The following is a 20,040-nucleotide window of genomic DNA, read 5'->3' on the forward strand; positions in this document are numbered from 1 at the left end:
GGCTGGCATTAAGGCAGGATGGCGGACGCCCATTAAGAAGTGTTGAATCACCTTGCCTTACAAACTCTCACCGCAGACATGGCCGGAGGCCCAGGCCCACTGGAAATTGTAACCGCCGAGCCAGCCCGTCACATCGACGCATTCGCCGATGAAATAAAGGCCGGGCACTGCCTTCGCCTGCATGGTTTTCGAATCCAGCTCGGAGGTGTCGACCCCGCCCAGCGTCACCTCCGCCGTGCGGTAGCCCTCCGATCCGGCAGGCCGCACCGTCCAGTTCTGGATGGAGCCTGCCAGACCGTCGATCGCCTTGTCGGAAAGGTCGGCGAGGTGCCCCGTGATGCCGCGGCTTTCGACAAAAAACTGGGCGAGCCGCTTCGGCAAGATTTCCGCAAGCACGGTCTGCGCCGCCTGCCGGCCGTTCGCCTTGCGACCGGTCTTGAGGGCAGCCGCGATGTCGAGGTCGGGCTCGATCGCAAGCGTGATCTCGTCGCCTTCGCGCCAGTAGGAGGAAATCTGCAGGATTGAGGGGCCGCTCAGGCCCCGGTGGGTGAAGAGCAGCGCTTCACGGAAGGCCGTCCTGCCATGGCGGATCTCGGCCGGCACACCGATGCCGGAGAGCGGCGAGAGCTTTTCCAGAAGGTTCGGGTCGAGCGTCAGCGGCACCAGCGCCGGCCGCGTTTCGACGATCTTCAGGCCGAATTGCCTGGCTATGTCATAGGCAAAGCCGGTGGCGCCCATTTTCGGGATGGACTTGCCGCCGGTCGCAATCACCAGCGACAGTGCCTCCACGGAGCCGTCGGACGTGCCTATGCGGAAACCGTCGAGCGTCTTCTCCACCGTCGTGACCTGTTTCTGCAGTTCGAGGACGGCGTTTGCCGCCTTCATCTCGGAAAGCAGCATGCGGATGATGTCCCTGGCGCTTTCGTCGCAGAAGAGCTGGCCGAGCGTCTTCTCGTGCCAGGCGATCCCGTGCGCCTCCACCATGTCGAGAAAATCCCGCGGCGTATAACGCGCGAGTGCGGACTTGGCGAAGTGCGGATTGGCGGAAAGGAAATTCTTCGCGCCCGCATGGATGTTGGTGAAGTTGCAGCGTCCGCCGCCGGAGATGCGGATCTTCTCGCCCGGCGCCCTGGCGTGGTCGATCACGAGTACGGAGCGCCCTCGCCCGCCGGCCCGGATGGCGCACATCATGCCTGCCGCGCCGGCGCCCAGAACCACCACATCGAATTTCCTCGTCACCCGGCGCTCCTTGTTTTCCGAGATGCTGTTTTCGATCGGTCGAGCAAAGTCAATGGCTGCTCCCCCTCGCCAATCGCCAATCCGTGATTATGATGGGAGTTCCGATCAACCTCACTCCGGTGTGTCATGCCGCAGAAGAAATCCAAACCCGCCCCCGCCATCGGCACCGTAGCGAAAGCTGCCGTTGCCCAACCGACGCTTACCTCGCTTCGAGGCGTGGCGGACTGGCGGGAGGCCACGGCATGGCTGAGAGCGCGCGGGATCGAGGATGTGGAATGCATCACGCCCGATCTCGCCGGCGTACCGCGCGGCAAGATGATGCCGTCGTCGAAATTCACCTCGAACACCTCTCTGGCCCTGCCCTCCGCCCTCTATCGCCATACGATCTCCGGCGAATATCCGGAAGAGACCGGCAATTTCCGCTACGAACCGCGCGACAGCGATCTCAAGCTGGTGCCGGACCTTTCGACCTTGTCCGTGGTGCCCTGGGAAACCGATCCGACCGCCCAGGTGATCTGCGACATCGTCGATACGGACGGCAAGGCGGTCGCCTATACGCCGCGCAACGTGCTCAAGAATGTCCTGAAGCTCTATAAGGAGCGCGGCTGGAAGCCGGCGGTGGCGCCGGAGATCGAATTCTATCTCGTCGCCAAGAACGACGACCCGGATTACCCGTTGCATCCGCCGAAGGGGCGTTCGGGACGCTCCATCCTCGGCGGCCAGGGCTATTCGATCGCCGGCATCAACGAATTCGACGAACTGATCGACGACATCTATCATTTCTCGGAAAAGCAGGGCCTGGAGATCGACACGCTGATCCACGAGGAAGGCCCGGCGCAGCTCGAGATCAACCTGCGGCACGGCGATCCGGTCGAGCTCGCCGACCAGGTCTTCCTGTTCAAGCGCACCATCCGCGAGGCGGCGATGAAGCACGGCATCTACGCCACCTTCATGGCAAAACCCATGCAGGGCCAGGCGGGATCGGCCATGCACATCCACCAGTCGGTCGTCGACATCAAGACGGGCAAGAATATCTTCTCGAATCCGGACGGCTCTCCGTCCCGGGAGTTCTTCCATTTCATCGGCGGCATGCAGGCCTATGTGCCGAAGACGCTCGTGATGATGGCGCCCTATGTGAATTCCTACCGCCGCCTGACGCCCGACATGTCGGCGCCGGTGAATACGGCCTGGGGTTACGACAACCGAACGACCGCGTTCCGCGTGCCGGTCTCGGATGCCGCCGCCCGCCGCGTCGAAAACCGGCTGCCGAGTTCGGACGCCAATCCGTACCTGGCGCTCGCGGCTTCGCTCGGCTGCGGGCTTCTCGGCATCATGAAAGGGATCGAACCCGGACCGGCGACCGAAGATACCGCCAATGAAGGCGCGATCGACCTGCCGCGTGGCCTGCTCGAGGCCGTCTCCCTGCTCGAATCCGATCCGGCGCTGGCGGAGGTCTTCAGCCCGGAATTCATCGGTCTCTATGCGGGCGTGAAACGCGGCGAGTTCGAGACCTTCATGCAGGTGATCAGCCCCTGGGAGCGGGAGTTCCTGCTTCTCAACGTGTGAGGTCGGTGTCTTGGATTCATGGCAGAGCCCGATCGCGCCGGGAATCTCCTGGTATCAGGCAACCGTCGGCGAGCGGCCGGACTATCCGGCCCTCGACGGTTCGAAGTCGGTCGACGTGGCGATCATCGGCGGCGGCTATACCGGCCTGCAGGCGGCCTGCAATCTGGCGAAGGCCGGCGTTTCCGTCGCGCTGATCGAGGCGAACCGGTTCGGGGACGGCGCCTCCGGCCGCAATGGCGGGCAGATGGGCACCGGCCAGCGCTGGTGGCCGGAAGACCTCGAGAAGGAAATCGGCTACGAACGCTCCAAGGCGCTGTTCGACATGGCGGAGGACGCCAAGCGATACCTTCTCGACTTCGCCGAAACACACGGCATCGACATGGATTACATGCCGGGGCAGATGAACGTTTCCCACAAGCCGGGCCACGACAGGGACTACCGGGCGAATGCCGAAATCGCGACGGAGCGCTACGGCTATCCGCACATCGCCTTCATGGATGCGCAAGAGACCGCCGAACGGCTCGGCACGAAGGACTATTATTGCGGCGTGCGCGATACGGGCACGGGTCATATCCACCCTTTGAAGCTGCTTGTCGGGCTTGCCCGCGTCGCGCATTCCGCCGGGGCGCAGATCTTCGAGATGACCAAGGCCACCGCGATCCGGCAGGCCGGCGGCAAGACATTGGTCGACACCCCCGCAGGCACGCTGGCCGCCGACCGGGTGCTGATCGCCACCAATGCCTATATCGGCGACCTGGAGCCGAAGACGGCCGCGCATATCATGCCGATCGGTTCCTTCATCGCCGCCACCGCGCCGCTCGACGACTTTCCGCATGTCATCCCCGGCGGCGAGGCCGTTGCCGATTCGCGTTTCGTGGTGCGCTATTTCCGCAAGAGCAAAGACAACCGGCTGCTCTTCGGCGGCCGGGAGGTCTATTCCTCGCGCGACCCCAGGGATACCGCCAACGCCATCCGCAAGCAGATCGTCGACACCTATCCGGCGCTCAGGGACGTGGAGATCACCCATGCATGGGGCGGCAATGTGGGAATCACCATGCCTCGCCAACCTTTCGTGCGGGAGGTCATGCCGGGCGTCACCTCGATCGGCGGCTATTCCGGCCATGGCGTGATGCTGTCAAACTATTGCGGCAAACTTTATGCTGATATGGTCGCCGGCAAGGCAACCGATCTCGATCACCTCGCCTCGCTCAAAATCCCCGCCTTCCCGGGCGGACGCCATATGCGGACTCCGCTGCTTTTCCTTGCCCTCACGTGGTTTGCGCTGCGCGACAGGCTCTGACAAGGTTCAAGAGTGCCGCCCATTCAAACGCCCGATTTGGGCTAGCGTTTTTAAATCGATTAGAATAAACATGCCCCCAACCATGCAGGACGAAAGAACAGCGATGAGCAGCCAGATCATCCCAGTCGAACCTTTTGATTGTATCGTCTTCGGCGGTACCGGCGATCTTGCCGAGCGCAAGCTCCTTCCCGCCCTCTACCATCGTCAGATCGAGGGCCAGTTCACCGAGCCCACACGCATCATCGGCGCCTCGCGCAGCGCGCTCTCGCATGAGGATTACCGCAAGTTCGCAGAGGATGCCCTGAAGGAGCACCTGAAGAAGGGCGAATTCGACGAAGCGGAAGTCAAGAAATTCTGCCAGCGCCTCTATTACGTCTCTGTCGATGCCAAGACCGATCAGGGCTGGGACGAACTCAAGAAAATCATCGACGACGGCAAGGAACGCGTCCGCGTCTTCTATCTCGCCGTGGCGCCCGGCATTTTCGGCGCGATCTCCGAGAAGATCCGCGACCACAAGCTGATCACCAAATCGACCCGCATCGTCGTCGAGAAGCCGATCGGCCGCGACCTCGCCTCGGCCCTCGAACTCAACGACACGATCGGCAGGGTCTTTCGGGAAGAGCAGATCTTCCGCATCGACCACTATCTCGGCAAGGAGACGGTGCAGAACCTGATGGCGCTGCGCTTCGCCAACGCCCTCTACGAACCGCTCTGGAACGCCGAGCATATCGACCATGTGCAGATCACCGTCGCCGAAGCGGTGGGCCTCGAAGGCCGCGCCGGCTATTACGACACGGCCGGCGCGCTGCGTGACATGGTGCAGAACCATATCCTGCAGCTTCTCTGCCTTGTCGCCATGGAAGTGCCCTCCTCGATGGATTCGGAATCGGTGCGCGACGAGAAGCTCAAGGTGCTGCGTGCCCTGAAGCCGATCACCGAAGCCAATGTCGAGCAGATGACGGTGCGCGGCCAGTATCGTGCCGGCGCTTCCGCCGGCGGTCCGGTCAAGGGCTATCTCGACGAACTGGAAGGCGGCGTCTCGAACACCGAGACCTTTGTCGCCATCAAGGCCGAGATCGGCAACTGGCGCTGGGCGGGCGTGCCCTTCTACATCCGAACCGGCAAGCGGCTTGCCAACCGCGTCTCGGAGATCGTCATCACCTTCAAGCCGATCCCGCACAATATCTTCGATACCGGGGCGGGCCGCATTTCGGCGAACCAGCTCATCATCCGCCTGCAGCCGGACGAAGGCGTCAAGCAGTCGCTGATGATCAAGGATCCCGGTCCCGGCGGCATGCGGCTGCGCGAGGTCTCGCTCGACATGAGCTTTGCGGAATCCTTCGCGGTCCGCAACCCGGACGCCTACGAGAGGCTGCTGACGGATACGATCCGCTCCAACCAGACGCTGTTCATGCGCCGCGACGAAGTGGAAGCCGCATGGCGATGGGTCGACCCGATCCTGAAGGGCTGGGAAGCGACCGGCCAGCAGGTGCAGGGCTATACCGCCGGCACCTGGGGTCCGAGCCAGGCGATCGCTCTCATCGAGCGCGACGGCCGCACTTGGCACGAGGGTTAGGGCACGAGGGTTAAGGCGCTAAGGTTGAGAAAAGGGCAATGACCGCGAACATGCATGAATTTCCGGATGCAGCAGCACTCGCCGCCGCCTTGGCGGACGAGGTCGTGGCATGCCTTGCCGCCGCGATCGAGGAGCGGGGCTCCGCCTCGCTCGCCGTCTCGGGCGGCTCGACGCCGAAGAGGTTCTTCGAAACGCTTTCGACCCGCGACCTCGACTGGAGCAAGGTGACGGTGACGCTGGTCGACGAGCGCTTCGTGCCGGCCGACAATCCGCGTTCCAACCATCTCCTGGTCGCAACGCATCTTTTGAAGGACAAGGCAGCGGCCGCTAATTTCATCCCGCTCTATTACGACTGTTCCTCGATCGAGGAGGCGGCACGCATGGCGACGGAAGAGGCCGCCCGCATCGGCAACCCCTTCGACGTGGCGATCCTCGGCATGGGAACGGACGGCCACACCGCCTCGTTCTTCCCCCACGGCAACAATCTGCAGCGAGCGCTCGACCTTTCCGGCCCGCGCGGCGTGCTGACCATGGAGGCGGAAGGAGCCGGCGAAGAGCGGCTAACCTTCTCCTTCGCCAGCCTTTCGGATGCCCGCCTGCTGGCGCTCCATATCGAAGGCCAGGGCAAGAAGGACGTGCTCATAAAGGCGAAGGCCGGCTCCGACGAGGCCGAAATGCCGATCCGCGCCGTGCTGAACCGCGCCGTTTCGCCGCTTCAGATCTACTGGGCGCCGTAAGGCCCCCCGCTCCCGGCGCTTCCGGCACCGAATTTTCAATAGGAGCAATCCCGGTGGCTTAAGGGCCTTGTCGAAGGTCCGCGGCCTCTCCCAAGCCGGGGTTGACCAAAGAGGACAAGACCATGGCCGCCCATTCCAGCATCGAGGCGATCACCGCCCGTATCGTCGAACGATCGAAACCGCATCGCGAAGCCTATCTCGACCGCGTCCGCCGGGCGGCTTCCCGAGGTCCGCACCGCTCCGTCCTCTCCTGCGGCAATCTCGCGCACGGCTTTGCGGTCTGTTCCCCCGCCGAGAAGGAGGCGCTCGCCGGAGACGTCGTCCCGAACCTCGGCATCATCACCGCCTATAACGACATGCTCTCGGCCCACCAGCCCTACGAGACCTTTCCGCCGATCATCCGGGAAGCGGCGCGGGAAGCCGGCGGCATCGCCCAGGTCGCGGGCGGCGTGCCGGCCATGTGCGACGGCGTCACCCAGGGCCAGCCGGGCATGGAGCTTTCGCTCTTTTCCCGCGATGCGATCGCCATGGCGGCCGGTATCGGCCTTTCGCACAACATGTTCGATGCGGCCGTCTTCCTCGGCATCTGCGACAAGATCGTGCCGGGCCTCGTCATCGCCGCTCTGAGCTTCGGGCACCTGCCAGCGGTCTTCATCCCGGCCGGACCGATGACGTCGGGGCTCCCGAACGACGAGAAATCGCGCATCCGCCAGCTTTACGCGGAAGGCAAAGTGGGCCGCGACGAGCTGTTGGAAGCCGAATCCAAATCCTATCACGGCCCCGGCACCTGCACCTTCTACGGCACGGCCAACTCAAACCAGATGCTGATGGAGATCATGGGCTTCCATATGCCCGGCGCCTCCTTCGTCAACCCCGGTACGCCGCTGCGCGACGCGCTGACCCGCGAAGCCGCCAAGCGGGCGCTCGCCATCACCGCGCTCGGCAACGAGTTCACGCCGGCCGGCGAGATGATCGACGAGCGCTCGATCGTCAACGGCGTCGTCGGCCTGCATGCGACCGGCGGTTCGACCAACCACACCATGCATATCGTCGCCATGGCGCGCGCGGCCGGCATCCACCTCACCTGGCAGGATATTTCCGAACTCTCCGATGTCGTGCCGCTGCTCGCCCGCGTCTATCCGAACGGCCTTGCCGACGTGAACCACTTCCATGCCGCCGGCGGCATGGGTTTCCTCATCAAGCAGCTCCTGAAGCAGGGAATGCTGCATGACGACGTCCGCACCGTCTTCGGCCAGGGGCTCGAAGCCTATACGGTCGAAGCCAAGCTCGATGCGAACGGGCAGGTCGTGCGCGAACCGGCACCGGAGAAGAGCGGGGATGCGAAGGTCCTCGCCACGATCGACGCGCCTTTCCAGCCGACCGGCGGGCTCAGGATGCTGAAGGGCAACGTCGGCAAGGCGGTTATCAAGATTTCGGCGGTGAAGCCGGAGCGGCATGTGATCGAGGCGCCGGCCATCGTCTTCCACGACCAGCAGGAGCTGCAGGACGCCTTCAAGCGCGGCGAACTCAACAAGGATTTCGTGGCCGTCGTGCGCTTCCAGGGGCCGAAGGCGAACGGCATGCCGGAACTCCATCGCCTGACCCCGCCGCTCGGCGTGCTGCAGGACCGCGGCTTCAAGGTGGCGCTCGTCACCGATGGACGCATGTCCGGCGCCTCGGGCAAGGTGCCGGCGGCCATCCACATCACCCCGGAGGCCTCCGACGGCGGGCCGATCGCCAAGATCAAGAACGGCGACATCATCCGCCTCGACGCGGTCGCCGGCACGCTGGAAGTGCTGGTGGATGCCGCGGAATTCGCCGCCCGCGTGCCCGCCGCGGCCGACCTTTCCGACAACGAGTTCGGCATGGGCCGCGAGCTCTTCGCCGCCTTCCGCCGCAATGTCGGCCATGCCGACCAGGGCGCCAGCGTGTTCGCCTGAACGCAAAAAGGGCGGCTTCGGCCGCCCTTCGTTCCTGGGAAATCGTCCGTTTACCTTACCAGGCCCGGATGTCGATCGTGCGGTCCTTGTGGTTCGGGTGTGTGGAAAAGACGAAGATGCGGTTCATCTCCTTCTCGGACAGCAGGCGGAGGAAGCGGACCTCGATCGTATTGTTGGCAAAGGTCTTCATCAGCAGGCAGCCGATCTTGGTGATGCGCGCATCCGGGATATCGAGGTAAAACTGCTGCGGCAGGTTGTACTGCGTGAGAATGCCGATGATGGCGCCGCTCCGGGAGATGCGCAGTATGTCGCAGCGGCGCTGCGCCATGTTCATCACGCCCTTCTCCGTGTACTCGATACGCGCGTTGTTCATCGTGTCTTCCATCTTGAACCGGTTTTCCCGGTCGTACATGAAAGACTCTTCCTTGTTCAAAAAGTGCTTTTTGTTATCTGGAGCCGCACCCACGACATCCCTCCTTCTCTTAATAAGAAAAAGCTAGCCGGCGAACTTTAACAGAGCGTTTTGAAGTCTAGCTTTGGAACAACTGCCGCCAACTCTTGCCCGAATATAGTGAACGACCGGTTATCCTTCAGATGCGAAAAGTCTTACCTTCCGCATCGAAAAGGTGCAGCTTCCTCGGATCGGCCGAAAAGCGTATCGTCTCGCCCTTCGTTACATTCAGAATGCCGGGGATCTTGGCAATGATCGGCTCGCGATCGGCGAGGCCCTCTATATAGAGCAGCGTCACCTCGCCGAGCGCCTCGACGATGGAAATCCGCCCTTCGAAAAGGTAATCCTCGCCCGTCGCGACCGAAAGGTCTTCCGGGCCCGGGATGATGTTCATCGCGGGCGAGCCTATGAAGCGGGCCACGAAGAGGTTCTGCGGACGCTCGTAGAGCTCCAGCGGAGCGCCGACCTGCTCGATGCGGCCGGCCGAAAGCACGACGATGCGGTCGGCAAGCGTCATGGCCTCCACCTGGTCGTGGGTCACGTAGATCATCGTCGTGTCCGGCATCTGCTCCTTGAGCTTGGCGATCTCGATGCGGGTCGCGACGCGCAGCGCCGCATCGAGGTTCGACAGCGGCTCGTCGAACAGGAAGACCTTGGGATCGCGGCAGATGGCGCGGCCGATCGCGACGCGCTGCCGCTGGCCGCCCGACAGCGCCTTCGGCAGGCGGTCGAGATAGGGCGTGAGCTGGAGGATCTCCGCCGCCGAGCGGACCCGGCGATCGATCTCGTCCCTGCTCTCGCGCGCGATCCGCATGCCGAAGGCCATGTTGTCGTAGACCGTCATATGCGGATAGAGCGCATAGGACTGGAAAACCATGGCAATGCCGCGCCGGGACGGCGGCACCTCGTTCACGAGCTGGCCGTCGATATACATCTCGCCGCCGGTGATGCTCTCAAGCCCGGATATCATGCGCAGAAGCGTGGACTTGCCGCAGCCCGAAGGACCGACGAAGACCACGAACTCGCCCTGCTTGACGTCCAGGTCGATGCCGTGCAGCACCTTCACCTGCCGGGTGAGGGGGGGTCTCGGCACGCACTTTCCCTTTTCAAACATGGCGGGCGAAGAACGCCCCCCAAGCAGGCAACGTCACGCTTCTATCTTCCAGCCCGCTTTCAAAACCGTGGCCGGTCAGCACATCCCAATCACCGATCGGCAGATCGGCCGCGGCCGGCGCCGCACCCATGTTGAACAGGCAAAGCACCGTCTCGTTGCCATACTGCCGCTTGTAGCCCAGCACCGAACCGTCTTCAGGCAGGAACAGGATATCACCTTTAACGAAAGCCGGATGCTGCTTGCGGAAAGCCAGGAAGCGGCGATATTGCTCCAGCACCGAGGCCGGATCGCCATATTGGGCGCTGACCGCACGGAGCTGATGCTCGACCGGGATCGGCAGCCAGGTCTTTTCAGCGGTCGAGAACCCCGCCTGCAGCGCCTGCGCGTCCCAGACCATCGGCGTGCGGCAGCCGTCTCGTCCCTTGAACTCCGGCCAGAACTGGATGCCGTAAGGGTCCTGCAGGTCGGCATAGGCGATATCCGCTTCGGTCAAGCCCAGTTCCTCGCCCTGATAGATGCAGACGGAACCGCGCTGCGTCATCAGGATGGCGGAGACCATCTTGGCGTAGCTGTCGCGGTCAAGAACGTCCTGCCCCCAGCGGCTGACGTGGCGCACCACGTCGTGGTTCGAGAAAGCCCAGCAGGCCCAGCCGTCGGGCGCGGCGGCGGAAAAGGCATTCTGGACATCGACGACCCGCAACGGCACCAGCGGATCGGGGGCCAGGAACTCGAAGGCGTAGCACATGTGCATCTTGTCGTTGCCGGACGTGTATTCCCCGACGATTTCGAGGCCGCGCTGGCTGTCGCCCACTTCGCCGACCGCCGCGATCGCCGGAAACTCGTCCAGCACGGCGCGGAAGCGCTTCAGGAATTCCAGGTTCTCCGGGCGGTTCTTGTCGTAGAGATGTTCCTGGAAGTTGTAGGGATTGACGGCCGGGGCCGTCGAGGCGTTGCGCCGGGCGGGCTCCAGCGCCGGGTTGTCGCGCAGTTCCTTGTCGTGGAAATAGAAGTTGATGGTATCAAGCCGGAAGCCGTCGACGCCGCGCTTCAGCCAGAAGCGGGTCATATCGAGCAATGCATCCTGAACCTCGGCATTGTGAAGATTCAGGTCCGGCTGCGAGGTCAGGAAGTTGTGCATGTAATACTGCATGCGGGTCGGGTCCCACGCCCAGGCGGACCCGCCGAAGATCGACAGCCAGTTGTTGGGCGGCGTGCCGTCGGGCTTGGCATCGGCCCAGACATACCAGTCCGCCTTGGGATTGAAGCGGCTCGACCGGCTTTCGATGAACCAGGGGTGCTGGTCGGAGCTGTGCGACATCACAAGATCGATCATCACCTTGATGCCGAGCCGGTGGGCTTCAGCAATCAGCCCGTCGAAATCCGAAAGCGAGCCGAACATCGGGTCGACATCGGTGTAGTTCGAAACGTCGTAGCCGAAATCACGCATCGGCGACGGGAAGAAAGGGGAGATCCAGATGGCGTCGGCGCCCAGCGCGGCCACATGCGGCAGGCGCGCGGTGATGCCTTTGAGATCGCCGATGCCGTCGCCATTCGAATCCTGAAAAGAACGGGGGTAAATTTGATAAATAACGGCTCCGCGCCACCAGTCCTTGTCCGGCGCTGCGGAAGCTTCTGCGGAAATGCTCATTCAGAATCCTATTGTGTTCGAGGTTGCTCAGCCGCCCTTGACCGAGCCGGCGAGCAGCCCGCGGACGAGATATCGCTGCAAGCCAAAAAACACCAAAAGCGGCACAAGAATGGAGATGAAGGCCGAAGCCGTCAGAATTTCCCACCTTCCGCCCATCGAGCCCAAAAGCGCGTTCAAGGCGCCGGTCAGGACGAGCTGTTCCCTGTTGGTCCCGAGGAAGACCATGGCGACGAGGAGGTCGTTCCAGGTCCACAGGAACTGAAAGATCGAGAAGGACGCAAGAGCCGGAAAGGACAGCGGGAGGATAATCTTGACGAAAATCTCGAAATCGCTCGCGCCGTCCACGCGGGCGGATTCGATGATCTCCTTCGGCAGGCCGGCGATGTAATTGCGCAGGAGATAGATGGCGAGCGGCATGCCGAAAGCGGAATGCGCGAGCCAGATACCGGCGTAGCTTCTCGACGGTACGCCGAAGAAGGCGCCGATCTCGTTGTACATCCTGAGCAGCGGGATGAGCGACATCTGCAGCGGCACGACGATCAGCCCCACCACCATGGCGATGATCAGCGCCCGCCCGGGAAACTCCATCCAGGAGAGCGCATAGGCCGCGAAGGCCGCAATCAGGATCGGAATGATGGTCGAAGGAATGGCAACGGTCAGCGAATTGACGAAGGCCTGGCCGATCCCCTGCGAGGTGAGCACGGTGTTGTAGTTCTGGGTGGTGAAGGTGGGCGGCGTCGCGACCTGCAGATAGACACGCCGGCCGCGCTCGCCTTCGAACGGGCCGTTCTTCGTATAGGTATAGCTGCCGTCCCCGTTGACGGTAAGCGTTTCCCCGTCTCCGAGATCGGCCGGCTGACCGGCCTCGAATTCCGCAGGTGCGGCGACGCGCGTGCCGAAAGCCCTGACGGTTCCGCCCTGCCCTTCCTCGAAGACCGAGCCGGAGATGACGTAGTTCGAACCTTCCTGCCGGGCGGCGGACGGATCGGCCAATCGCGACGCCGTGGTCTGGGAGGCGCTGGTGAACGCGGTCCACCAGCCGGAGGAAGTGATCTGCGCCGGATCGCGGAAGGAGGTGACGAGGATGCCGAGTGTCGGGATCAGCCAGATGATGCAGATCAGCAGCACCGACAGATGGACGACGAGACGCGGAAGACCGATGCGGCGGAGGCTGGCGGCAGCGTTCATCTCAATGTCCCCCCATTTCCTTGTTCGCCTGGCGGATGTTCCAGATCATGATCGGCGTCACGGCCGCCATGATGACAAGGGCGATGACTGCGCTTCGGCCGGAATCTCCCCCGCCGCGGAACATCCAGTCGAACATCAGGTTCGCCAGCACCATCGTGCTCCATTGGCCGTTGGTCATGGTCAGCACGATATCGAAGACCTTCAGCACCAGGATGGTGATGGTCGTCCAGACGACGGCGATGGTCCCCCAGATCTGCGGCACCATGATCTTCCAGAAGATCTGCCAGCCGTTGGCGCCGTCGATGACGGCCGCTTCGATCGTCTCTTCGGGAATGCCGCGCAGTGCCGCCGAAAGGATGACCATGGCGAAACCGGTTTGGATCCAGATCAGTATGACCATCAGGAAGAAGTTGTTCCAGAAGGGCATCGATATCCAGACCTGCGGATCGCCGCCGAAGGATTGCACGATGGCGTTCAGGAGGCCGATCTGGGTCTCGTTGCCGCGGTACTCGTAGACGAATTTCCAGATCACCGAAGCGCCGACGAAGGAGATCGCCATCGGCATGAAGACCAGGCTCTTGGCGATGTTGCCCCACCAGATGCGGTCGGTCAGCACGGCGATGACGAGGCCGAAAAAGGTGCAGGCGGCCGGCACGACGGCGAGCCAGAGGATGTTGTTGAAGATCGACTGGCGGAACTGCCCGTCGAAAATCGCCCAGCGGTAATTCGCAAGGCCAACGAAATTGACGCCACCCCGATCGTAGAAGGACAGGATGAAGGTCGCGACGACCGGGTAGACCAGGTAGACCCCGAGCAGGATCAGCGCCGGCCCCATGAACAGCCAGGGACGGACGACCGCCCGGCGGTTGAGATTGATCGATGCCGCCCGGACATTCTCCTTCGGCACCGGAAAGACGATCTGAAGCAGCTTGTCGGAGAGCCAGTAATACAGCGCGCACGCAAAAACGCCGGCGATGACGACGCCGACGGCCGAGACGATCTGCGATATCATGCTCCCCTCTCCATTCTCCGCTCTTTGCGGATCTTATGTATCATCGCCAGGTCTACAGTAGCCGCCGGATTGCCCCTCATCCGCCTGCCGGCACCTTCTCCCCGCATGCGGGGAGAAGGTGCGCCGAGCGAAGCGGAGGCGGGGTTAGGGGCTATCCGGAAAGCCCCCGTTACTTCAAGCCGTCCCAGGCCTTCTGGATATCGGACGCGACCGTCTTGGCATCCTTGCCGCCGACATAATCGATCATGCCCGTCCAGAAGGCGCCGGCGCCGATCTTGCCCGGCATCAGGTCCGAAGCGTCGAACCGGAAGGTGGTGGCGGAGGTGAGGATTTCCCCCTGCTTCTTCAGCGGCTCGTTGGCATAGGCTTCAAGATTGACGCCCTTGTACGGCGTGAGGAAAGCGGCCTGCGCCATCCAGACCTCATGGGCGATCGGCGTCTTCAGGAATTCAATGAATGCCTGTGCGGCGGGCGAATCCCTGGTGATGGCGATCAGCGTGCCGGCGCCGAGAACCGGTGTGCCGAGCTCCGGCTTGGAGGCGTAGGTCGGCAAGTAGAAGAAGTCCGCATCGGTGCCCAGCTTCTTGTCCGGCGGGAAGAAGGACGAGATGAACGACGCCTGGTGATGCAGGTAGCATTTCGGCGGAATGTCGAAGAGGCCCTTCGGGCTGTCGCGGAAATCGGTGGAGGCGACGGCCGCAACACCGCCGCTCACATATTTCTCGTTCTTGGCGAACTTGCCGAATTCCTCGATGGCGCCGACGACAGCGGGATCATCGAACTTGATGTCGTTCTTCACCCATTTGTCATAGGTCTCGGGAGACTGCGTGCGCAGCATCATGTCCTCGACCCAGTCGGTCGCCGGCCAGCCGGTCGCGCCGCCGGAGCCGAGACCGATGCACCACGGAACCCCGCCGTCCTTGACGATCTGGTCGCTAAGCTTGATCAGGTCCTCCATGGTCTTCGGGACCTCGTAACCGGCCTCCTCAAAGTTTTCGGGGACATACCAGACGAGAGATTTCAGGTCGGCCTTGAACGGGAAGGCGAAATAGGCCGTCTTGCCGTCCTTGCCCGGATACATGCCAAGATCGACCCAGGACTGGCCGGCGCCGTAGTTCTCCTTCACCCAATTCGCGGTCTCATCGCCGAGCGGGGTGAGAAACCCCTTGGCGGCAAGGTCCGTCAGAAGACCGGGCTGCGGAATGATGGCGATATTCGGAGGCGAGCCGGCCTGGGTATCGATGACGATCTGCTGTTCGTAGTTTTCCGAGGAGGAATAACGGCCATCGACCCCGGTCGCCGCATTGAAATAGGCGAGCACGCTGTTGAACAGGATCTCGTCTTCACCGCGCCACGGGCCGAACAGGGTCAGGCCCTGTCCCTTCAGATCCGCATGGGCGGCCTTGAAATCCTCATAGCTCTTCCAGTTGAAACGCGAATCCTGCCCCGGCGGAAATTTCAACTCCTGGGCACCGGCGCCGCCGGCGATCAAAACCGCGAGCGCCGTGCCGATCCAAAATGATGCCTTCATGAAATAACCCTCCCATTGCCCCGGTTTTTGCTACTCTGCCGGGAGTTCCAAGATATGGGAAGAGATTTAACGCGCTCTCGGAGGAGTCAACCCCTCCGAAAGCGTCATATGTGGATGGAAAAATGCGCCGTCCGGCGTCAGAATTTCGGCGCCGCTTTTCCCGCGGTGCGATAGGCGGCGATCACCGTATTGGCCATCAGCATGGCGATGGTCATGGGTCCGACGCCGCCCGGAACCGGCGTGATGGCGCCCGCGACCTCGGCGGCTTCCGCATAGGCGACATCGCCGACGAGGCGGGTCTTGCCCTCGCCCTTGTCGGGCGCGGCGACGCGGTTGATGCCGACATCGATCACGGTGGCGCCGGGCTTCACCCAGTCGCCCTTCACCATCTGCGGACGCCCGACGGCGGCGACGAGGATGTCGGCGTTGCGGCAGACGGAGGCAAGATCCTTCGTCCGAGAATGCGCCATGGTGACGGTCGCGTTGGCGGCGAGCAGCAAGAGGCCCATCGGCTTGCCGAACAGGTTGGAGCGGCCGATGACGACCGCGTTCAGGCCGGAAAGGTCACGGCCGTGTATACGGTGGACAAGCAACATGGCGCCCGCCGGCGTGCAGGAGATGAGGCCGGTTTCCAGGTCACCGGTGGCGATCTTGCCGGCATTGACGACGTGCAGACCGTCGACGTCCTTTTCCGGCGAGATCGACAGGATGACCGGCTCGGCGTTCAGATGTTTCGGCAGCGGAAGCTGGACCAGGATGCCGTGGACGGCAGGATCGGCATTGAGCTCGGCGACGAGCTTTTCGAGCTCTTCCTGCGTCGTCTCTTCCGGCAGACTGTGCTGAATCGAGTTGAAGCCGCACTGCTTGGCCATCTTGCTCTTGGAATTGACGTATGCATGGCTTGCCGGATCATCGCCGACGATGACGACCGCAAGACCCGGCTTGACGCCCGTCTCCTTTTCCAGAGAGCCCGCCGCCTCGGTCACGGCCACGATGACGGACGCCGCCGCCTCTTTTCCATCGATCACCACAGCCACGCGCGCCTCCCGCTTGAAACCGTTACCAATGTATACATGGGACATGAATGAAATCTGTCCGCCAACGCCTATGCTGGTCGCAGACGGCAAATGCAAGCGGATTCGATGTCGCAGGCGCTTATCTTCTCGCCACGCTTCGGCGGGCTGAATACAACTGCACGCGTTCGCGTAGTTCCGCCATCTCGCGGCGCAGTTCCTCCAGTTCCTCCGCCTTGCGGATATCTTCCTCGGAGAAACGCGGGGTCGTATAGGACGGGGCGTCGGCAAGACGACCGAACATCACCGCAGCGACCAGCGGCGGCAGATCGCTTTCCGGAACCGGCCGGCGATTGGCCATCAGCATTTCGCGGATATGGTCCGCAAGCGGGCTGTCATTGGCTGGCGCCGGATAGCGCGGGCGCAAGGGTGACTGCAGCTCGTGGTAGGCCGGCTCATGATGAACCGGATCGTCATCCTCCCAGAAAGCATTTGGCGCCTCGGGAACAGTTTCTGGCCACCGCTGGCCGTCGGCATGGTCCGCCTCGTCTAGCAGGCCGGATTCCGCTTCATCGACCATGTCCACCTGCAGCGGCTTGCGCCGCGTGAAGAAGGCGAACGCCACGCCGAGGCAGAAGCCGATCAGCGCCCCGCCGCCGGATATCTCGGCGAGCGAGGGGCCAAGCGTCTGGGCGTTCTCGGCTGCAGCCGGGGCCAGGACCTCGACCTTGGCGGCCGACACCCTGGTCTCCGCCTCCGAGCGATGAAGCGCTTCGAGATAATTCCGGCGCGCCTCGTCGGCCGCCGTTTCCAACGCCGCAAGCCTTGCGGCGGAACCGGCAATCTGCTCGTCGTCCGGCTTCCCGGCCTGTTTGGTCCTGAGCTGGGCCAGATGCTTCGCGGCGGCGCTCTCCTGCTGGCGAAGCGACGTTGCAAGCTGTTTCAGGGCCGTCTGAATATCGGCGCGCGCCGCTTCCAACGCCCCCTGGGCTGCAAGCAGCTGCGGATGGCGCGGGCCGAGATTGCCCGAAAGCTGGTCGACCGCAAGCTTGGCCTCCACATGCCTTTGCCGCTGATAGTCGAGACCGGTGAATTCCAGGCTGTCCGGCAGAGGCTTGTTCAGCACGTCTTCCAGCTTCATCGCGGACGCCTGCGCCGCCTTCTGCTTCAGGTCCGCAAGCTGCGTTTCCGCATCGGTGATCTCCGCCACAAGCTGGCGGCTTTCGCTTTCCGCCCGGCGCAGCTGCGAAAGCTTCTGTTCGCCCGTCTCTCCGACGAAACCCGAGAGAGCCGCCTCGGCGCGTTCAAGGGTCTGGCGGAGCCTCTCCACCAACGGATCGGACGTTCCGGCGCCGGCAACGACGATCCGGTCGTGGAGGCTGTCACCGACCATGTTGGCGATCCGCGCCGCCATATCCGGTTGCGACGCCGTTACCGAAATGACGAGCTGACCGGTGCTGCGGTCATAGGTGGCCGCGATCGCCTGCGAAAGCCGATCCCGCAATCGGTTCTCGGCCTGCGCGACGGTCGTTTCCTCTCCGGAGACGATATCCGACATGACCCGCGCCGCGCTTGGCCGGTCGACGGAAAACTCGCTGTTGCGCCCGAGGTTGAGCGCGCGGATGAGATTGTCGAGGCTCGCCTTCGAACGGAGCGCCGCCACGGCTTCACTCACCGCGCTCTCGCCCGCCGCCTCGACCTGCAGCCGGGTTTCGGCCTGGAATTTCTGCGGCACCGCTTCGACGAAGAGGAGCGGCAAGAGGCCGCCGGCCAATGTGAGAGCGCCCGCCTTCAGGAAAGCAGACCGCATTCCGGCCAGCGCGGACCTGACGCGCTTTGCCGCAGGCTGGAGGTTTCGGTCTTCGCTGATATTCGCCGATTGATCCATGGGATGACCGCACTAACCGGGGCTGCCGGAATCCCGCGGGCAGCCTGTTGATTAAGGCAGTCTAAATTATCATGGCAAATAAAGAGTTAACTCGTCAGGCGAAGGACGGCTCGGCCGAACCCACTCCGGCTTTCGCGGCAGCAAGAGCCGGCCTGCCTTCGATGAACCCGGACAGGCCCGATCCCGCCATCACTACCAGTCCGGTGCGGAGCGCCGCCAGCCGGAGCTCGATCCGCTTCTCCTCGGCAAAGCGCGGCGCATCGACGATGACCACATCGAAAGGTTGTGTGATCTCCCGGTCCGGAGCGATCGCCACGATGTCGTGCCAGGGCGCATGGCGGACGAAATGATCCCGCAGAACCTCGATACGGGCGATATCCTCCCCGGCGATGCCGATCCGGCGGCCTTTCTCCAGGAAGGTGAGCAGTGCAGGCACGAATGTCCCTGCCGAGTAGCGGGCCGGTAGCGGCCCTTCCCGCAGCGCTTTCATCAGGAAGCCAAAGGTCCGTCCGCCGGACGGCAGCAGCAGCCTGCGGCGCAATTCGTCGCGATAGCCGGCGTCGGCCGCCTGGCGCAGAGCCGTCCTCGCGTCGAGGAACGCCAGCGTCGTACGGTTGCCCTGCATCGAAATCAGGCTCTCCACAAACCCGAGGGCTGCGGTCCATCCAAGATCGCAGACGCGCAGGCCGAACGGGGATCGCGGCGACGCGAAGGCCTGGAATTCTCCCGATGCGTTCATCGATACGCTCCACATGAGGCACGGCAATTCTCCGGTACCTCTAGCAGAGCGCCCTGAACCTCCATTTAAGCCGGTCGTTAAAATGCCGGCGATCCGTGTATTTCCGGGACTCCCGAAACGGAAAAGCCGGCCATGACGGCCGGCTCTGCGCGTTTCCGAAAGTGGAACGCCGCTCAATGGGCAGCGGGCTGCGCCGGCGCGTCGATCTTCACGCCTTCCACGATCTTCTGGCCCGGGTTCGGGTTCTTGTTGCCGCGGGAGGCATTGTTGCGAATGTCCTCCTTCGACAGATAGTCGAGCTGTTCGACCAGCACTTCCGCCACCAGCCCTTCACCCAGCTTGCTGTTCATGTCGTCCTTGATGCTCGAGCGGAACTTCTCGAGGTCGAAGGCTCCGGGCTTGCTGAGATCGACCATCTTGTTGCCGATCAGCAGCGTGAAAAGCCCGTCGGTCGTCAGCTCGGTGATGGGAAGCTTGACGTTCCTGATCTTCTCCTTGTCCATCATGAACGAGACGCGGCTCAAGAAATAACCGGTGATCGCGCCGTTCGAGATCACCGGAATGGTGATCGATTCGCCGCGCACCAGCTCCTGCATCTCTTTCCTCCTGGCCTCCTCATCGACCGGCGCAGGCGCGGCAGACATCTGCACGGAGAAATACACTGCCCCGAGCGTGACGATGCAGACCCATAGACCCGTGAGAAGGAGCTTGACCATCAGGCTTCGCCGTAGGTGAACTGTTCCTGGGTATAGGTGCCGTCGCCGTCGGCATCGCGGGCGGCGCTTTTCAGGAGATCGGCGACCGCACGCACGGCATGCAGGTGTGCCTCGACCCGCCGGGCGTTGAGGGCGAGCTTCGCCTTCAATCCATGCATCTGGTCGATGTAGCCGATGGCCAGCTCCTTCGGATCGGTGCCGCGGAACAGCATGGTCAGCTCATAAAGGCAACGGCTCTTATGGGCGTTCGACACCTTGAGGTCGAATTCCGGATCGCGGCCCAGCCGCTGGTTCTCGTTGTCGATTATCATCTCCAGCCGGCCGAGCACGGTCTTGATGCGATAATCATTCGAAACGACTTCCATATTTTCTGCCCCAGTCT

General features: G+C 63.0%; 17 protein-coding genes. 5 read left to right on the forward strand and 12 right to left on the reverse strand.

What is annotated here, in order from left to right; all coding sequences use genetic code 11:
- Window positions 1–57: 57 nt before the first annotated feature.
- Window positions 58–1,239: an NAD(P)/FAD-dependent oxidoreductase gene (locus QTA58_RS04660; protein ID WP_289671904.1), complete on the reverse strand. Its 1,182-nt coding sequence runs from the start codon at window positions 1,237–1,239 to the stop codon at window positions 58–60.
- 126 nt (window positions 1,240–1,365) lie between these two features.
- Here QTA58_RS04660 and QTA58_RS04665 point away from each other — a divergent pair, with 126 nt between their 5' ends.
- The 5 genes from QTA58_RS04665 (at window position 1,366) to edd (ending at window position 8,358) form a co-directional block, all read left to right on the forward strand.
- Window positions 1,366–2,805 (forward strand): glutamine synthetase family protein, encoded by a 1,440-nt coding sequence (locus tag QTA58_RS04665; RefSeq protein ID WP_085422385.1) that lies wholly within the window; start codon window positions 1,366–1,368, stop codon window positions 2,803–2,805.
- A gap of 10 nt (window positions 2,806–2,815) precedes the next feature.
- Window positions 2,816–4,105 carry an FAD-binding oxidoreductase gene (locus QTA58_RS04670; RefSeq protein ID WP_289671905.1) on the forward strand — a complete coding sequence of 430 codons (1,290 nt, stop codon included), beginning with the start codon at window positions 2,816–2,818 and terminating at the stop codon, window positions 4,103–4,105.
- Between the two features lie 103 nt (window positions 4,106–4,208).
- Window positions 4,209–5,681: a glucose-6-phosphate dehydrogenase gene (gene zwf, locus QTA58_RS04675; protein ID WP_085422383.1), complete on the forward strand. Its 1,473-nt coding sequence runs from the start codon at window positions 4,209–4,211 to the stop codon at window positions 5,679–5,681.
- Window positions 5,682–5,719: 38 nt separating this feature from the next.
- Window positions 5,720–6,418 carry a 6-phosphogluconolactonase gene (pgl, locus tag QTA58_RS04680; protein ID WP_289671906.1) on the forward strand — a complete coding sequence of 233 codons (699 nt, stop codon included), beginning with the start codon at window positions 5,720–5,722 and terminating at the stop codon, window positions 6,416–6,418.
- A 122-nt stretch (window positions 6,419–6,540) separates the two neighbouring features.
- On the forward strand, window positions 6,541–8,358 hold the full coding sequence (edd, locus tag QTA58_RS04685) for a phosphogluconate dehydratase (protein WP_289671907.1): 1,818 nt from the start codon (window positions 6,541–6,543) through the stop codon (window positions 8,356–8,358).
- A 55-nt stretch (window positions 8,359–8,413) separates the two neighbouring features.
- Here the strand turns inward: edd and QTA58_RS04690 are convergent, their stop codons facing one another.
- From QTA58_RS04690 to QTA58_RS04740, 11 genes are all read right to left on the reverse strand, one after another.
- A complete protein-coding gene (locus QTA58_RS04690) occupies window positions 8,414–8,770 on the reverse strand; it encodes a hypothetical protein (RefSeq protein ID WP_289671908.1) in 357 nt (118 codons plus the stop codon).
- Window positions 8,771–8,948: 178 nt separating this feature from the next.
- Complete coding sequence (locus QTA58_RS04695; RefSeq protein ID WP_289671909.1) at window positions 8,949–9,902, reverse strand: ATP-binding cassette domain-containing protein; 954 nt, start codon at window positions 9,900–9,902, stop codon at window positions 8,949–8,951.
- A gap of 13 nt (window positions 9,903–9,915) precedes the next feature.
- Window positions 9,916–11,571, reverse strand: a complete 1,656-nt coding sequence (locus tag QTA58_RS04700; RefSeq protein WP_289671910.1) for an alpha-glucosidase family protein — start codon at window positions 11,569–11,571, stop codon at window positions 9,916–9,918.
- A gap of 27 nt (window positions 11,572–11,598) precedes the next feature.
- Entirely contained in the window at window positions 11,599–12,759 is a 1,161-nt protein-coding gene (locus tag QTA58_RS04705) for a carbohydrate ABC transporter permease (RefSeq protein ID WP_085422378.1), read from the reverse strand.
- 1 nt (window position 12,760) lies between these two features.
- The gene (locus tag QTA58_RS04710; RefSeq protein ID WP_289671911.1) at window positions 12,761–13,771 is read right to left on the reverse strand and encodes a sugar ABC transporter permease; all 1,011 of its coding nucleotides are present in this window, start codon (window positions 13,769–13,771) and stop codon (window positions 12,761–12,763) included.
- Between the two features lie 169 nt (window positions 13,772–13,940).
- On the reverse strand, window positions 13,941–15,302 hold the full coding sequence (locus tag QTA58_RS04715) for an ABC transporter substrate-binding protein (protein WP_289671912.1): 1,362 nt from the start codon (window positions 15,300–15,302) through the stop codon (window positions 13,941–13,943).
- Between the two features lie 137 nt (window positions 15,303–15,439).
- A complete protein-coding gene (gene folD / locus QTA58_RS04720; RefSeq protein WP_289671913.1) occupies window positions 15,440–16,339 on the reverse strand; it encodes a bifunctional methylenetetrahydrofolate dehydrogenase/methenyltetrahydrofolate cyclohydrolase FolD in 900 nt (299 codons plus the stop codon).
- Between the two features lie 118 nt (window positions 16,340–16,457).
- Window positions 16,458–18,125, reverse strand: a complete 1,668-nt coding sequence (locus QTA58_RS04725; protein ID WP_289671914.1) for a hypothetical protein — start codon at window positions 18,123–18,125, stop codon at window positions 16,458–16,460.
- Window positions 18,126–18,297: 172 nt separating this feature from the next.
- On the reverse strand, window positions 18,298–18,942 hold the full coding sequence (locus tag QTA58_RS04730; protein WP_289671915.1) for a hypothetical protein: 645 nt from the start codon (window positions 18,940–18,942) through the stop codon (window positions 18,298–18,300).
- Between the two features lie 173 nt (window positions 18,943–19,115).
- Window positions 19,116–19,658 carry a hypothetical protein gene (locus QTA58_RS04735; protein ID WP_085422372.1) on the reverse strand — a complete coding sequence of 181 codons (543 nt, stop codon included), beginning with the start codon at window positions 19,656–19,658 and terminating at the stop codon, window positions 19,116–19,118.
- On the reverse strand, window positions 19,658–20,023 hold the full coding sequence (locus QTA58_RS04740; RefSeq protein WP_085422371.1) for a hypothetical protein: 366 nt from the start codon (window positions 20,021–20,023) through the stop codon (window positions 19,658–19,660). Before QTA58_RS04740 ends, QTA58_RS04735 begins: the two co-directional genes overlap by 1 nt.
- Window positions 20,024–20,040: the final 17 nt, after the last annotated feature.

The sequence above is a fragment of the Neorhizobium sp. CSC1952 genome, assembly GCF_030378245.1.
GTDB lineage: Bacteria > Pseudomonadota > Alphaproteobacteria > Rhizobiales > Rhizobiaceae > Neorhizobium > Neorhizobium oryzae_A.

Coding starts and splice junctions, on each gene's coding strand:
- QTA58_RS04665 (WP_085422385.1), top strand. CDS start 1,366: ATGCCGCAGAAGAAATCCAAACCCGCCCCCGCCATCGGCACCGTAGCG.
- zwf (WP_085422383.1), top strand. CDS start 4,209: ATGAGCAGCCAGATCATCCCAGTCGAACCTTTTGATTGTATCGTCTTC.
- pgl (WP_289671906.1), top strand. CDS start 5,720: ATGACCGCGAACATGCATGAATTTCCGGATGCAGCAGCACTCGCCGCC.
- edd (WP_289671907.1), top strand. CDS start 6,541: ATGGCCGCCCATTCCAGCATCGAGGCGATCACCGCCCGTATCGTCGAA.
- QTA58_RS04690 (WP_289671908.1), bottom strand. CDS start 8,770: ATGTACGACCGGGAAAACCGGTTCAAGATGGAAGACACGATGAACAAC.
- QTA58_RS04700 (WP_289671910.1), bottom strand. CDS start 11,571: ATGAGCATTTCCGCAGAAGCTTCCGCAGCGCCGGACAAGGACTGGTGG.
- QTA58_RS04705 (WP_085422378.1), bottom strand. CDS start 12,759: ATGAACGCTGCCGCCAGCCTCCGCCGCATCGGTCTTCCGCGTCTCGTC.
- QTA58_RS04710 (WP_289671911.1), bottom strand. CDS start 13,771: ATGATATCGCAGATCGTCTCGGCCGTCGGCGTCGTCATCGCCGGCGTT.
- QTA58_RS04715 (WP_289671912.1), bottom strand. CDS start 15,302: ATGAAGGCATCATTTTGGATCGGCACGGCGCTCGCGGTTTTGATCGCC.
- QTA58_RS04725 (WP_289671914.1), bottom strand. CDS start 18,125: ATGCGGTCTGCTTTCCTGAAGGCGGGCGCTCTCACATTGGCCGGCGGC.
- QTA58_RS04730 (WP_289671915.1), bottom strand. CDS start 18,942: ATGAACGCATCGGGAGAATTCCAGGCCTTCGCGTCGCCGCGATCCCCG.
- QTA58_RS04735 (WP_085422372.1), bottom strand. CDS start 19,658: ATGGTCAAGCTCCTTCTCACGGGTCTATGGGTCTGCATCGTCACGCTC.
- QTA58_RS04740 (WP_085422371.1), bottom strand. CDS start 20,023: ATGGAAGTCGTTTCGAATGATTATCGCATCAAGACCGTGCTCGGCCGG.